This window comes from Mariniflexile litorale (genome assembly GCF_031128465.2).
In the GTDB taxonomy this organism is placed as follows: Bacteria; Bacteroidota; Bacteroidia; order Flavobacteriales; family Flavobacteriaceae; genus Mariniflexile; species Mariniflexile litorale.
This window is the reverse complement of sequence record NZ_CP155618.1, coordinates 2,889,953-2,905,690: the sequence shown is the minus strand read 5'-3', so window position 1 is coordinate 2,905,690 and position 15,738 is coordinate 2,889,953. Positions and strand designations below refer to the sequence as shown.

The window sequence follows — 15,738 nt, the reverse complement described above, 5'->3', positions numbered from 1 at the left end:
AATTTTTAGCTTTATATCTAAAACAATAAAATAAGTTTATTTGATGTAATACATTGTATTATATTTAGATATTACCAGTACAGCTTATCGATCACAAATCATAATTTTTAAAAATAGGGCATTATAAAATAATAACTGTACTAATTCATAATGTTAAATAAATCCACATACCCAATACTATTCATTTGATTCACAAGTCAACTTTTGTAATACAATCCCTTTTACAGATTGAATAATCTTTCGTTCCCTCAATAAATAATTATGTTTATTCAATAGGATTTCTAAAAAAACAAGTCTCTCCTCCCAACTCGTTAATTGAGAGTAAATTTAAATTTATATAGTACAATTAGTAAATGATACAGCACAGTACAGGATGCACATCTTTGAAGGTTGATATATTTTTGTACTTGTAATTTTTAAATAAAAAAAATGAATAATCTTACCAAAAGCTTTAAATATGTCGATTATTTGTGGGACGATAAAAAAGCTGAATCTCTAGGTGATAATCAAGTCGATCTTTTTTTATATCGTTCCAATATATTAGGAGCCGATTTAAGAATAACTAATTATGGAGGTGGAAATACGAGCTGTAAAACCATTGAAAAAGACCCTTTAACGAATGCTGAAGTTGAAGTTATGTGGGTAAAAGGTTCTGGTGGCGATATTGGAACTTTAACACGATCAGGAATTGCTGGTTTATACACCAATAGATTACGTGATTTAAAAAAGGTCTATGGTGGTTTAGCTGATGAGGATCGTATGGTTGGTCTTTTCAACCACTGTATTTATGACTTAGATAGTAAAGCTCCATCTATAGATACACCTCTTCACGGATTATTACCATTTGCACATATAGACCATTTGCATCCTGATGCTTTAATAGCTGTTGCTGCAGCTGAAGACAGTGAAAAAGTGACCAAAGAAATTTGGGGAGACACGATGGGATGGGTGCCTTGGCAACGTCCAGGTTTCGATTTAGGTTTACAATTAGAAAAATGTTTAAATGACAACCCTGGCATTAGAGGAATCATTTTAGGAAGTCACGGGTTATTCACTTGGGGAGACACTTCTTACGAATGTTACATGAACAGTTTAGAAGTTATTGAAATGGCTTCTGAATTCATTGAAAAGAAAATTAAGGAAAAAGGTTCCGTTTTTGGTGGACAAAAAGTACAAAGCTTAGCAAAAGAAGAACGTTTAGAGAAAGCAGCTCAATTGATGCCTTTATTAAGAGGTTTATGTTCTTCTGAAAACCAGATGATTGGTCATTTTTCTGATAACGACGTGGTTTTAGAATACATCAATAGTCATGATTTAGAACGATTAGCTCCTATGGGAACTTCTTGTCCAGACCATTTCTTAAGAACAAAAATTCAACCATTAGTTTTAACCTTAGATACTAATGAAGATTTAACCGATTCTAAAGCCATTCTTGCCAAATTACAACCTGCTTTTGAAGCTTACAGACAAGAATACGCCAATTATTACAATACGTGTAAAAAAGACAACAGTCCTGCAATGCGTGATCCTAATCCTGTAATTATTATTTATCCAGGAGTTGGTATGTTCAGTTTTGCTAAAAACAAGCAAACAACACGTGTGGCAAGTGAATTTTACATCAATGCTATCAATGTAATGCGTGGTGCCGAGGCTATTACCTCTTACACATCATTGCCTAGACAAGAAGCATTTGATATTGAATATTGGTTACTAGAAGAAGCAAAACTTTCTAGAATGCCAAAAGAACAACCATTATCTCGCAAAATAGCTTTAGTTACTGGTGCTGGTGGAGGTATAGGAAAAGCGATTGCTGATAAATTAGCTGCTGAAGGTGCTAACGTGGTGTTAACTGATATTAATGAAGACAGCTTAAAAGAAGCACATGCTACTTATAAACGTGATGTATCTACTTATGCTATTTGTAATGTTACAAGTAACCAATCTATTAGAGAAGCATTCAATAAAGCTTGTTTAGAATTTGGTGGTGTAGACATTATTGTACACAGTGCTGGTCTAGCTATTTCTAAACCTGTTGAAGAAACTACAGAAAAAGATTGGGATATATTACAAAACGTGTTAGTTAAAGGTCAGTTTGAATTAGCTCAAGTAGGTGTTGAAGTAATGCGCAAGCAAAACCTTGGTGGAAACTTTATTAGTATTGCTAGTAAAAACGGATTGGTAGCAGGCCCTAATAATGTTGCTTACGGAACTGCAAAAGCAGCACAACAACACATGGCGCGTTTATTGGCTGCAGAGTTAGCTCCAGACAAAATACGTGTAAACACAGTAAACCCAGACGGTGTTATTGTTGGAAGCAAAATTTGGGAAGGTGCTTGGGCAGAAGGTCGAGCTAAAGCCAATGGTATTACAGTTGAAGAATTACCTGCTTTTTATGCCAAAAGAAATTTATTAAATGAAATTATATATCCTGAAGATATTGCTAACGGCGTATTTTCACTAGTTGCCATTTTAGATAAAACAACAGGAAATATCGTGAATGTAGATGGTGGAATGGCTAATGCATTTGTTAGATAAAAAATTTTGAGTTAGTTTTAGTTTGTAAAAACTTCCATAGCATATTAAAGTATATATGGGAGTTTTTTTTTAAATCACTAATTGTTTCATATTAACACTCGAATCTAAAGCTAAACTTCTACTAAAGAATAAAATTACCAATTCATGAAAATAGAACAAAATCATATACAAGACACAAATAATAAAAATTTAAAATCGCATCAAGAGCATTTTGATTTTTTATCACATAATTTATCAAATAAAGGCGCCAATGTTAACGCCATTATTAAAAAATTACAAGACTTTCAAGTAGCCATTCCAAGTTGGGCATTAGGTGCTGGTGGTACTCGTTTTGGACGTTTTTCGTTTTATGGAGAACCGTCAAGCTTAGAACAAAAAATTGAAGATGTTGGATTAATCCATTCATTAACACAAACAGCAGGTGCTGTGTCGTTACATATTCCTTGGGATATTCCTCAAGATTATAATGCTATTAAAGAATTAGCAAGTGGTTTAGATATTAAATTTGACGCTGTTAATTCTAACACCTTTCAAGACCAAAAAAATGCTAAAGAAAGCTACAAATACGGCTCTTTAAGTAATACAAGCGAAGCTGTTAGACAACAAGCTATTCAGCATAACTTGGATGTAATCAATATTGGAAATAAATTAGGTTCTAAAAGCTTAACCGTTTGGTTGGCTGACGGGTCTTGTTTTCCCGGACAAAATAACTTCCAAACAGCACTTCAAAACACAGAAAATAGTTTAAAAGACATCTACAAAGGTCTTCCTACCGACTGGAGCATGCTTATTGAATACAAACCATACGAGCCAAACTTTTACAGTACCGTTATTCAAGATTGGGGAACCTCATTTATGTTAGCAAATGCTTGTGGAGACAAAGCTTATTCTCTTGTCGATTTAGGGCACCATTTACCAAATAGTAATATCGAACAAATTGTTTCTATCTTAATGTTGAAAGGTAAATTAGGTGGTTTCCACTTTAACGATAGTAAATATGGTGATGACGATTTAACCGTTGGAAGTATCAAGCCCTATGCCCTATTCTTAATTTTTAATGAATTGGTTTACGGAATGCAAAACAATCCGCAAAACCCAGATTTAGCGTGGATGATTGATGCAAGTCACAACGTTAAAGACCCGTTAGAGGATTTAATACAATCCTTAGAAGCGATTCAAGAAGCTTATGCTAAAGCACTGTTAGTAGATCAAGATGTATTAAAAGCAGCTCAATTAAATAATGATGTGGTTAAATGTCAAGAAATTTTACAAGATGCTTACAGAACTGATGTAAGACCTCTTCTTGCCGAAGCTCGATCGAAAAAAGGTGGCGCCTTAAACCCTATTCAAGCATATCGTTCATTAGATGTTAGAAACTCATTAATTAAAGAAAGAGGCAAAAATACTGTAGCAACAGGTTTATAATATTTTTTATGATAGACGTAACAGCTGTATTTGATATAGGAAAAACCAATAAAAAATTCTTTCTTTTTGATAAAGATTATAAGGAAGTTTATAAAGAATATACACACTTTGATGAAATTGAAGATGAGGATGGTTTTCCAACCGAAAATTTAGAAGCTCTTCAAACGTGGTTAAAAAGTGTATTTAAAAATATTCTTAAGGCTTCAGAATTTAATGTTAAAGCCATAAATTTTTCAACTTATGGGGCTAGTTTTGTGCATTTAGATCAAAACGGAGAAGTACTTACACCCCTTTACAATTACACGAAACCTATAGACAAAAACATTATAAATTCGTTTTTAGAAAAATACGGTCCTAAAGAAGCTTTTCTTAAAACAACAGGATGTTTCGATTTAAGTCTTTTAAACTCTGGTTTACAACTCTATTGGCTAAAGTATAGCAAACCAGAGGTTTTTAAAAAAATCAAATATTCCTTACATCTACCACAATACTTAAGCTATGTTTTTACAGGTATTCCTTTAAGTGAATATACCAGCATTGGATGCCATACGGCACTTTGGGATTACACTAAAAAAGACTACCATGAATGGGTTTATAAAGAAGAACTAAATAATATTCTACCCACTATTGTATCTACAGAAACAAGTGTTAATATGAACTACAATGGAAAGCGCATTAAAATTGGCGTTGGTATTCACGATAGTTCTGCGGCGTTGTTGCCTTATATTAGAAGTGTAAAGAAAAAATTTGTGTTAGTTTCTACTGGTACTTGGAGCATCACTTTAAATCCTTTTACAGACCATCCCATCATAGAAGATACGCACGATAAAGATTCTATAAATTACATGCGAATTAATGGAAAGCCCGTAAAAGCAACCCGTTTATTTTTAGGCAACGAATATAAAATTCAAGTCGGTAAATTAGATAAACATTTTGGGGTTTCTGAAGATTATCACCGCCATGTAAAATTCAATTATGAAACCTATGCTGAAATTATGAAAGATTTCCAACATATGTTTAAATGGGAGAGTTTAACTGATACCTGTATGCCTTCAGAAACTAAAATATCCTATACTAAATTTGAAGATGCCTACCACCAATTAATGACAGAATTGGTCTTATTACAAATAAAAAGCATTAAAGAAGTTATTGGTGATGAGGATATAAAGAGATTGTACATAGACGGCGGATTTAGTGATAATGATCTTTTCGTAAAATTGCTATCGCATCATTTTAGAAATATGAAATTAAGATCTACTGATTCTTCGTTAGGCTCTGCATTAGGTGCTGCTATTTGTATTTCTGATTCAAAACTCAATTCTAAATTCTTGAAAAAGAATTATTCACTTAAAAAACATGTTCCTTTTATTATAAAATAATTTTATTTTAACCAACACTAACTAACTAAATAAATAAAACCAATGACACAATATCACCAAGAAGAAGACATGATAGAAGATATTGCAGGTGGCGAATTTGAAAGAACCCCTGTTCCTCAATCAAAATTAAAAAGTTGGAAAAGCTTTTTAGGAATGTATGCTGGCGAACATGCTGCTGGTACCGAATTTATGATTGGGCCCTTGTTTTTAACTGCAGGTGTTAGTGCTTTCGATTTAATTGTTGGATTATTATTAGGAAATTTATTAGCCGTTTTATCATGGCGATTCTTAACCGCTGAAATTGCCGTTAAAAATAGGTTAACACTGTATTTTCAATTAGAAAAAATTTGTGGTAAAAACTTAGTAACGGGGTATAACTTAGCCAATGGTATTTTATTTTGTTTCCTAGCAGGTTCTATGATAACAGTATCCGCTACTGCTGTAGGTATTCCTTTTGATATGCCTATGCCCAAATTATCAGACACTATGCCAAATGGTATTACGTGGGTTATTATTGTTATCCTTATTGGAGCGGTAATATCACTTATTGCAGCTCGTGGCTATGATACGGTTTCAAAAGCTGCTAACTGGATGTCTCCTATTATTGTACTAGCCTTTTTAGCTTGTGGAGTTGTTGCATTAAACCAGTTAGGTGTTTCTAGTTTGTCTCAATTTTGGGATATTTGGGGTGAAGGTTCAGATCCATTTCCTGGACAAATAAAATATACTTTCTGGCATGTACTTATTTGGTCATGGTTTGCGAATGCAGCTATGCATATTGGTATGTCAGATTTATCAGTATTTCGTTTTGCAAAAAAAGCTAGTTCTGGGTGGACTACCGCCGCTGGGATGTACGTAGGTCACTACATGGCTTGGATAGCTGCTGCTTTACTTTATGCTGTTTATTTAAAATCTCCTGAAGCCATGACTTTCATGTCTAATGGTGAAGCACCTCCTGTTGCACCAGGGCCTTTAGCCTATAATGCTATTGGTGTGTTTGGAATTATAGCGGTAGTTCTTGCTGGGTGGACAACCGCCAATCCTACCATATACAGAGCAGGATTAGCGTTTCAAGCCATTATACCAAAAGTATCTACATTTTGGGTAACTATTATAGCAGGAACAGTAGCAACAATAGCAGGATTGTTCCCCGCTTTTGCTATGCAATTATTAGGATTTGTTGCTCTTTACGGCTTTATCTTAGCACCTTTTGGAGCCATCATTGTTTTCGAACATTTCTTTCATAAAAAATTCGGAATAATTAAAAATTATGCGGAACAAGCAAATATTAAATTCAATAAATCGGTATTACTTGCTTGGGCAATTAGTTTTGGTTTATTCTACTTTATATCTGTGCAATTTGATGTGTTTTTATCATTCGTAACGCTTCCTGCATGGCTATTATGTGGTGTATTGTTTCTTGTTTTTAGTAAACAATTTCAAAAAAAAATATAGAAAATAATATTTTGCGTTCCTCAAGGAATGTTGTATAAAATTAAAGCCTTGCTAATTTTAAGATTGGCAAGGCTTTATTAGTTTTATGAAACAATTTCTTTTAATGTTTATTTGTATATGACTGTTTGGTAAACATCATTGATATTTCAAATCGCTTTCAAACATCAGCTGATTTGCATCATTATAGTCCACATTTTCTTTAGTAAGAATATCTATAGGAAGATATAATTTTCGCTTTAATGCTTTACTTTTTATAAGATAATCTGATATTAATCTAACAGCTTCATAACCCTGGTCGAAAGGTTTTTGAGAAATTAAAAAAAGAACAGTGTCATTTTTTAAACAGACAACATTTTGAGGTGTGTTATCAAATCCTATTAATTGTAATGATTCTTTTTGTTCTTCTGATAATATTTTTACTACTGCTGAAACTCTACTCGATGGGACAAATATCCCTTTGATATTTGGAAATTTTTCTAAAAAAAGAGTCACACTTGAAGCTAATTTAACCTCATCACCAAAGCTTTCCACTTTTAATTCATGTAGCTTTATTTCTTCCTTAATAGCGGTATAATAGTCTTTAAAACCTTTAATACGTTTTACAATAGCTTGATTATCCCCCGTACTAGTACTTGCCTGCATAATACAACAATCATAGCCGTCGGTCAGACTTAGCTTCATTAATTTACCTGCAATATAACCCGACATATACGAGTCTTGACCAATATACACGCTACCATCTTCTCCTTCCACATCTACATTTAAAAAAATATACTTTGTTCCTGCTTTTTTTAACTCGTTTATAATTACTCGTGTTTCCTTTAAAAACATAGGAACAAGTATCACCGCAGAAGGTTTCATTTTAATCAAGTTAGTAAAAGCTTCCATATACGAGTTGGAGTTGTACTGATCAAATTTAAAGTAATTAACATTTAGACCTATATTTTTAACATCTTCACTCGCTTTTAACAATCCTAAATAAGGTAATTTCCAAAATGAATCGGTCTCGCTATATTCTGGAATTAATACAGCAATGGTATGATTATTCTTTGTAGCCAATGCACTAGCTACAGGATTAATACTAAAATTTCTACGCTCTAAAATCTTATTAATTTTATCCGCTGTCTTTTTTGAGACCCCTCCTCTGCCATGTAATACTCTGTCTACTGTTCCTTCAGAGACATTGGCTTCTTTCGCGATATCTTTAATCCTTACCATATACTATTGTTTCTTCGAATTTTAATAGTGTAACAAGCCTTCAAAGGCTTAAGCAAGTTAAGAAATAAATACACAAAACGTGTGCGCACACTAATTTTTATTATATTTACGTGTTCGCACACGAAAATTATCAATTAAATTTTAAAATAAATGAGTAAAGTAATCGTATTAACAGGCGCCGGAGGTGTGCTTTGTAGTAGCCTAGCTAAAGCATTAGCTAAACAAGGTCATAAAATAGCGGTATTAGATTTGAAACTTGAAGCAGCCGAAAAGGTTGCTCACGATATTAATATAGCAGGAGGTACTGCCATTGGTGTTGTTGCAAATGTTTTAGAAAAAGCATCTTTAGAAACCGCAAAAAAAGAAGTAAATAGCAAATTAGGTTCATGCGATATTTTAATAAATGGTGCGGGTGGCAATCATCCACTGGGCACCACTTCAAATCCACATTTATTAGAAGAAGATCTCCAAAATACAACGGAGGGTTTTAAAACATTTTTCGATTTAGACTCCGAAGGCATTCAATTTGTATTTAACTTAAACTTTATTGGTACCTTATTACCCACCCAAGTATTTGCTAAAGATATGGTAGGTAAAAAAGGCTGTAGCATTCTTAACATTTCGTCTATGAATGCGTTTACACCATTAACCAAGATACCTGCATACAGTGGTGCAAAAGCTGCTGTTTCAAATTTTACACAATGGTTAGCTGTACACTTTTCAAAAGTGGGAATTCGTGTGAATGCCTTAGCTCCTGGATTTTTCCTAACAGACCAAAACAGAGCTTTATTAACCACTGAAAACGGCGATTTAACACCAAGAGGCAATACTATTATTGGCCAAACGCCTATGGGCAGATTTGGTGAGCCAGAAGATTTAATTAGCACAACACTTTATTTATGTGATGATGCGTCTTCATTTGTTACTGGCGTTGTAATACCTATAGATGGTGGATTTAGTGCTTTTAGCGGCGTTTAATTAATTAAAAAATAAAAATGGAACAAACATGGCGTTGGTACGGGCCAAAAGATCCCGTAAGTTTATCAGATATCAAACAGGCGGGAGCTACAGGCATTGTTTCTGCATTACATCATATTCCTAATGGAACGGTTTGGACAATTGATGAAATAAAACAAAGAAAAGATACCATTGAGAAAGCAGGACTTACATGGAGTGTTGTTGAAAGCATCCCAGTACACGAAAATATAAAAACACGCTCTGGAAATTTTCATATATATATTGAAAATTATAAAAAAAGTATTGAAAATTTAGCTAATTGTGGTATTAATATTGTGTGCTACAATTTTATGCCTGTACTCGATTGGACGCGTACCGATTTAGATTATCAAGTTGAAGATGGCTCTAGAGCCCTTCGTTTTGATGTAACAGCATTTGCAGCATTTGAATTATATTTATTACAACGACCAGGTGCTGAAACAAGTTATTCTGATGCACAAAAAAAAGAAGCTAAAACTTATATTGAAAATCTATCAGATGCTAAAAAGCAACAATTAGTAAACAATATTATTGCCGGTTTACCAGGTGCGGAAGAAGGCTATACTTTAGAACAATTTCAAACCATCCTAGATACATACAAAAATATTGATGCTCAAAAATTAAGAGATAGTTTAGTCTCTTTTTTAAAAGAAATTATTCCTGTAGCAGCACAAAATAATGTATTAATGTGTATTCATCCAGACGACCCTCCTTACCCTATTTTAGGTTTGCCACGTGTTGTTAGTACCGAAGAAGATTATGCATATTTGTTTGAACAAGTTCCAAACAGAGCAAACGGTATAACGTTCTGTACTGGTTCTTTAGGTGTGAGAGCCGATAATAATTTGACTCAAATTTTTAAACGTTTTGCAGACCGTGTACACTTCTTGCATTTAAGAAGTACACAACGTGATGAAAAAGGAAACTTTTACGAAGCCAACCATTTGGAAGGTGATGTGGATATGTTTAGCATTATAAAAGAAGTGGTCTCCGAAGAAAAACGCCGAAAAGCAATGGGTATGAAAGATGCGTTGATACCCATGCGCCCAGACCATGGACATCAAATGCTTGATGATTTAAACAAAAAAACCAACCCAGGTTATTCTGGAATAGGACGCTTACGCGGTTTAGCAGAATTAAGAGGATTGGAAGTTGGTATTACAAAAAGTTTAGCATAACTCTTTTTATTCAATAAATATAATTATCTAAAAACTCTGTATTTCCAAACAGAGTTTTTTGGAAATTTTTATGTGTTTAACCCATCAATGAATCGTCTATAAAAAAGGGGAATTACCATGGAAAAACACCCAACAATAGAAACCTTAACCGCTATAACATACTTAACCCGTGTATTATATCATATATCTATATAAAAAATAACTCGAAAAAAAGTATCTTAGTAAACGACTATAAACCAAAACTTCAAAAATGAAAAAATCTGTTTTATTCAATAAAGCATTATTGCTATTTAGTATCTCGTTATTTCTTAGCTGTGCAGAAAAACCAAAAGATACTATTCCATGGGTTGATTTATTTGATGGAAAAACATTAAATGGTTGGCACCAAAAAGGAGGAGAAGCTAACTACATTGTTAGAGATAATGCTATTGTTGGTAGCACTGTACATAACACACCAAACTCTTTTTTAACTACCAATGAAATGTATGGTGATTTTATTTTAGAATTAGATTTTAAAGTAAATTCCACTATGAATTCTGGAATTCAAATACGTAGTAATAGTTTCCCTAATTACAGAGATGGCTCTGTTCATGGCTATCAAGTTGAGATTGATCCGTCTGAACGCGCTTGGAGTGGTGGTATTTATGATGAGTCCAGACGTGGCTGGTTGAATACACTCGACAATAACCCAGATGCCCAAAAAGCGTTTAAACAAAATGATTGGAACCATTACCGCATTGAGGCTATTGGAGATACCATAAAAACATGGGTTAATGGTGTTGCTGCAGCTCATTTAATAGATGAAAAAACAGCTAGCGGATTTATTTGTTTACAAGTACATAGTATTAAATCCGATAAAAAAGCAGGCACAGAAATCGTCTGGAAAAATATAAAAATTGTTACAGATAGTCTTTCTAAATATTCTCAAAAATCCTCTTTAAAACCAATTATTACTAAAAACAAACTAACTATTGATGAAAACAAAAATGGTTGGCAGTTATTATGGGACGGAAAAACCACTAATGGTTGGAGAGGTGCTAAACTGGAAGAATTCCCAAAAACAGGTTGGAAAATTGAAAATGGTGTTCTTAGTGTTTTAGCATCTGGCGGAGCCGAATCTACTGCTGGTGGTGATATTGTAACAACTGAATTATATAGTGATTTTGAATTAAGCGTAGATTTTAAAGTAACCTCAGGCGGAAATAGCGGTATAAAATATTATGTAGATACTAATATTAATAAAGGTGAGGGGTCTTCTATTGGTTTGGAGTATCAAATTTTAGATGATGATTTACATCCTGATGCTAAATTAGGAAATCATGAAGGTAGTAGAACCGTTAGTTCTTTATACGATTTAATTCAAGCCGATGTAAACAAACCAATCAATCCTGTTGGAGAATGGAATACAGCATATATTATTTCAAAAAATAACCATGTGGAACATTGGCTAAATGGTGTAAAAGTATTAGAATACGACCGAAAAAGTGATACCTATAGAAAATTAGTGTCGGAAAGTAAATATTCGAAATGGCCGCATTTTGGTGAATTAGATAAAGGACAAATTTTATTGCAAGATCATGGCGATTTGGTATCATTTAAAAATGTAAAAATTCATCCTATTAACCCCACTAAAAACTAAATATTATGAGTTCAAATAGAAGAGATTTTATAAAAAAAGCAACCATAGCTGCTGTTGGTGTTACAATAGGTTCTACGAATGCAAATGCAATGTCTGCTAAAAGTTATTCGAAAATAATAGGTGCTAACGACAGGTTACATATTGCTATTCAAGGTTTAGGCAGACGTTATGGTGCTTATATACCAGCTATAGCGGACAAAAAGAATAATATTGAATTGCGTTATTTATGCGATGTTATGAAAAGTCAAAGGGATAATGCTGCCGCAAAACTAGCCCAAAAACTTAATAATAAGCCCAAGTTAGAAAACGACATTCGAAACATATTAAATGATAAAGATATAGATGCCGTATTTATGGCAACACCAGACCATTGGCATGCGCCAGGTGCATGTATGGCTATGCAGGCAGGAAAACACGTGTTTTTAGAAAAACCATGTAGTCACAATCCGCAAGAAGGAGAATTACTTGTTGCCTATCAAAAAAAATATGATAAAGTGGTACAAATGGGTAACCAACAGCGTTCCTCATTGCAATCTCAAGAAATTATAAAAGAAATTCATAAAGGTATAATAGGCGATGTTTATAACGCTATTGCATTTTACACCAATAACCGTGGTCCAGTACCAAACCAAACAAAAACAGCCCCGCCAGAAGGATTAGATTGGGACCTTTTTCAAGGACCGGCTCCCAGAAGAGCTTATACCGACAACACTTGGGATTACAATTGGCATTGGTATGGGTGGGATTATGGCACAGCTGAAATGGGCAACAATGCTACCCATGAATTAGATATAGCTCGTTGGGCTTTAGATGTAAAATATCCTGAGCATGTACATGTAAATGCTGGGAAATTCCATTATAAAGAGGATGGTTGGGAAATGTACGACACCATGGAAGCGACTTTTCGTTTTTCTGATAACAAAACCATTCAATGGGATGGACGCAGTAGAAATGGTTATAATAAATATAATACTGATAGAGGGACACTTGTTTATGGCTCTAACGGTTCGGCGATGATAAATCGAGATGGGTATAAATTATATGATATTCAAGGAAAACTCATAAGAGAAAATGTAGTTACTGGTGTTGAAGACGGTAATGCTCTTGGTGGTGGTGGAAAACTTTCTGAGGCACATATCGTGAACTTTTTTGATGCTATTAGAGGTAAAACAGTACTTGCCTCTCCTATTGATGAAGGTGCCATGAGCCAAATGCTAACTCATTACGCTAATATTGCTTCAAGAATTGATAATTCATTTGAAGTGGATGAGAACACCGGGCGTATTTTTAACAAAGAAGCTATGAAATTATGGTCAAGAACTTACGAACCAGGTTGGGAAATTAAGCCAGTATAAAATTAAGATATTCATCGTATCTTAGTTTGTTCATATCATAAAACAATTACATGAAAAGAAGAGATTTTATAGTGAAGAGTTCTGTAGCAACTGCTGCACTAACTACTTCCGCAGTAGCGTTAGGAAATGTTTTTAATTTTAAACATGCAAATAATACTGTAAACATAGGAATTATTGGGACTGGAGATAGAGGGACTGGAATGATTTACAATGTTAATAAAATTGAAAATTTTAATGTAAGTGGTTGTTGTGACATTTTACCTTTCAGGTTAGAAAATAGCTTAAATGTTGTAAATGGGAAAGCTAAAGGGTATAGTGATTACCGTAAATTATTAGATAATAAAGATATTGATGCCGTATTAGTTTCTACACCGTTTAGCACACACTCGCAAATTGCCATAGATGCACTCGATGCTGGTAAGCATGTATATTGTGAAAAAACGATGGCTAAAGGCTTTGGAGGTATTCATAATTTAGTTGAAAAAACAAATCAATCTAAAACTATATTTCAAACTGGGCATCAATACCATAGTTCTAGACTTTACACACATGTAGTTGAGCTTATAAAAAATGGTGAAATAGGGAAAATTACTGCTTTTGAATGTCAATGGAATCGCCATGGAAATTGGAGACGACACGTATCAAGTCCAGAATTAGAAAAACAAATAAATTGGAGAATGTACCGCGAGTTTTCTGGTGGTTTGGTAGCCGAACTTTGCTCACACCAAATAGATTTTGCTAACTGGGTTTTAGACGAAAAACCAAACCAAGTGATGGGAACTGGTGGTGTGGATTATTGGAAAGATGGTCGTGAAACCTACGACAATATTCATTTAATATATAATTATCCTAGTGGTGTTAAAGCAAAATTCACATGTCTTACTAGTAATGCCAAAGATGGGTATCAAATAAAAGTGATGGGAGATAAAGGCACTATTATTTTAGACTACGCTAAAGCATGGTTTTATCCAGAAGGCGGTAGTAAGAAAGAATTGGGCATTGTAGATGGTGTTTCGGGCGCCACAGTTAATTGGGAAAAGGGACTTGGTTTTCCAATAATCCTAGAGCATACAGAACCTAGCGAACAAGCTTTAATTGATTTTAAAGACAGTATTATTTTTAACAAAAAACCAATTTCAAATATCATAACAGGTGCAAATACCGCAATTTGTATTCAAATGGGATTAGATGCTATGTACCATAATAAAATAGTTCACAGTCCTGCTTTTTATTAATAAAAACAATTTCGTGTTTTACTGAAATAAAGTTTCTATTATAACATCTGTTTCACTTAAATATAAGTATAAACACATCACATTAAGCAAACGAACGGTATCTTATACTCGACTGCACACAAGCTAATTTTAAAATATATTTGATTAATTTTTGTTAAAAACAACTCTTTTAAATATTATCAATTATTCTATTTACAATGAACTATTGTAACTCAATAGTTCATTGTAAATAGGAGAAATTAATAATAAACCTCTAATACATCGGCATTATGAGATTTTAATACAACATCATCCAACGCTGCTGGTAAGAATATAGTCTCACCTTTTGCTACTTTATAAACTTTATCATTATAAATTAATTCTAAAGAACCTTCAACACATATATATATTACAAAAGAATCTAAATCAGAAAAATCTTTTTTTATTTCTCCTTTAATATTTATAATATTAGTTTTAAAATATGGAGAATGCACCAAAGGATTGGTTTTATTTTCAGTTATAGCATAATTAGTCTTGTAATTAGTATCAAAGCTATAATCTATAACATCTACCGCTAAATCTGTATGCAATTCTCTTGTTTTACCAGTACTAGAATCCACGCGATCATAGTCATAAATTCGGTAAGTAATATCAGATGTTTGTTGAATTTCTGCTAACATTACACCAGCACCAATGGCATGAATTCTACCTGTGGGAATATAATATGTATCGCCTTTAGAAACAGTGTCGTTATTTAGAATTTTTAAAACTTCACCTGACTCTAATGCTTTAACATATGCCTCTTTATCAACTTTTTGATTAAAACCTACAATTAATTCTGCATCTTTTTCAGCCTCCATAACATACCACATTTCATTTTTACCAAATGAATTATGTCGTTGTTTAGCAATTTCGTTATTTGGATGTACCTGAATTGATAAAGGTGTTTTAGCATCAATAAACTTAATAAGTAAAGGGAACTCTTCTCCGAAAGTTTTATAAACATGCGCGCCCACTGCATCTTCTTTAAAATCCTTAATCAAATCTCTTAAGGTTTTACCTGCTAAACTACCATCACTTACGATAGTTTCGTCGCCCTTTACATCTGATATCTCCCAAGACTCACCTATGTTTTCTTGGGTATAATTCTTGTTTAATACTGTTTTTAATTTATTTCCTCCCCAGATTCTATACTTATAAATAGGGGTGAATTTTATGGGATATAGTGCCATGATATTTTCTTATATATTTGTTATTTATTATAAATAACTTATGTCTTGTAAAGGTATTGCATAATATTATGAAGCCAACATATCTCTTTGATTAGTAATAAAATTAGGTTCC

General features: G+C 33.3%; 11 protein-coding genes. 9 read left to right on the top strand and 2 right to left on the bottom strand.

Annotated elements, in window-relative coordinates; all coding sequences use genetic code 11:
• Positions 1–429 precede the first annotated feature (429 nt).
• From QLS71_RS12105 to QLS71_RS12090, 4 genes are all read left to right on the top strand, one after another.
• Positions 430–2,535, top strand: coding sequence for a bifunctional aldolase/short-chain dehydrogenase (locus QLS71_RS12105; protein WP_308993515.1), 2,106 nt, complete (start codon positions 430–432; stop codon positions 2,533–2,535).
• A gap of 144 nt (positions 2,536–2,679) precedes the next feature.
• Entirely contained in the window at positions 2,680–3,960 is a 1,281-nt protein-coding gene (locus QLS71_RS12100) for a sugar isomerase (protein WP_308993514.1), read from the top strand.
• Between the two features lie 8 nt (positions 3,961–3,968).
• The gene (locus QLS71_RS12095; RefSeq protein WP_308993513.1) at positions 3,969–5,339 is read left to right on the top strand and encodes an FGGY family carbohydrate kinase; all 1,371 of its coding nucleotides are present in this window, start codon (positions 3,969–3,971) and stop codon (positions 5,337–5,339) included.
• 42 nt (positions 5,340–5,381) lie between these two features.
• Positions 5,382–6,794: a hypothetical protein gene (locus tag QLS71_RS12090; RefSeq protein WP_308993512.1), complete on the top strand. Its 1,413-nt coding sequence runs from the start codon at positions 5,382–5,384 to the stop codon at positions 6,792–6,794.
• A gap of 135 nt (positions 6,795–6,929) precedes the next feature.
• Here the strand turns inward: QLS71_RS12090 and QLS71_RS12085 are convergent, their stop codons facing one another.
• Complete coding sequence (locus tag QLS71_RS12085) at positions 6,930–8,012, bottom strand: substrate-binding domain-containing protein (RefSeq protein WP_308993511.1); 1,083 nt, start codon at positions 8,010–8,012, stop codon at positions 6,930–6,932.
• Positions 8,013–8,162: 150 nt separating this feature from the next.
• Here QLS71_RS12085 and QLS71_RS12080 point away from each other — a divergent pair, with 150 nt between their 5' ends.
• The 5 genes from QLS71_RS12080 to QLS71_RS12060 all read left to right on the top strand — a co-directional run bounded on the left by QLS71_RS12080 (position 8,163) and on the right by QLS71_RS12060 (position 14,415).
• On the top strand, positions 8,163–8,990 hold the full coding sequence (locus tag QLS71_RS12080; protein ID WP_308993510.1) for an SDR family oxidoreductase: 828 nt from the start codon (positions 8,163–8,165) through the stop codon (positions 8,988–8,990).
• Between the two features lie 17 nt (positions 8,991–9,007).
• On the top strand, positions 9,008–10,186 hold the full coding sequence (uxuA, locus tag QLS71_RS12075; protein WP_308993509.1) for a mannonate dehydratase: 1,179 nt from the start codon (positions 9,008–9,010) through the stop codon (positions 10,184–10,186).
• Between the two features lie 250 nt (positions 10,187–10,436).
• On the top strand, positions 10,437–11,825 hold the full coding sequence (locus QLS71_RS12070) for a DUF1080 domain-containing protein (RefSeq protein ID WP_308993508.1): 1,389 nt from the start codon (positions 10,437–10,439) through the stop codon (positions 11,823–11,825).
• A 5-nt stretch (positions 11,826–11,830) separates the two neighbouring features.
• A complete protein-coding gene (locus QLS71_RS12065) occupies positions 11,831–13,180 on the top strand; it encodes a Gfo/Idh/MocA family oxidoreductase (protein WP_308993507.1) in 1,350 nt (449 codons plus the stop codon).
• A gap of 50 nt (positions 13,181–13,230) precedes the next feature.
• Entirely contained in the window at positions 13,231–14,415 is a 1,185-nt protein-coding gene (locus QLS71_RS12060) for a Gfo/Idh/MocA family oxidoreductase (RefSeq protein WP_308993506.1), read from the top strand.
• Positions 14,416–14,654: 239 nt separating this feature from the next.
• Here the strand turns inward: QLS71_RS12060 and QLS71_RS12055 are convergent, their stop codons facing one another.
• Entirely contained in the window at positions 14,655–15,626 is a 972-nt protein-coding gene (locus tag QLS71_RS12055; RefSeq protein WP_308993505.1) for a type I phosphomannose isomerase catalytic subunit, read from the bottom strand.
• Between the last annotated feature and the right edge of the window lie 112 nt (positions 15,627–15,738).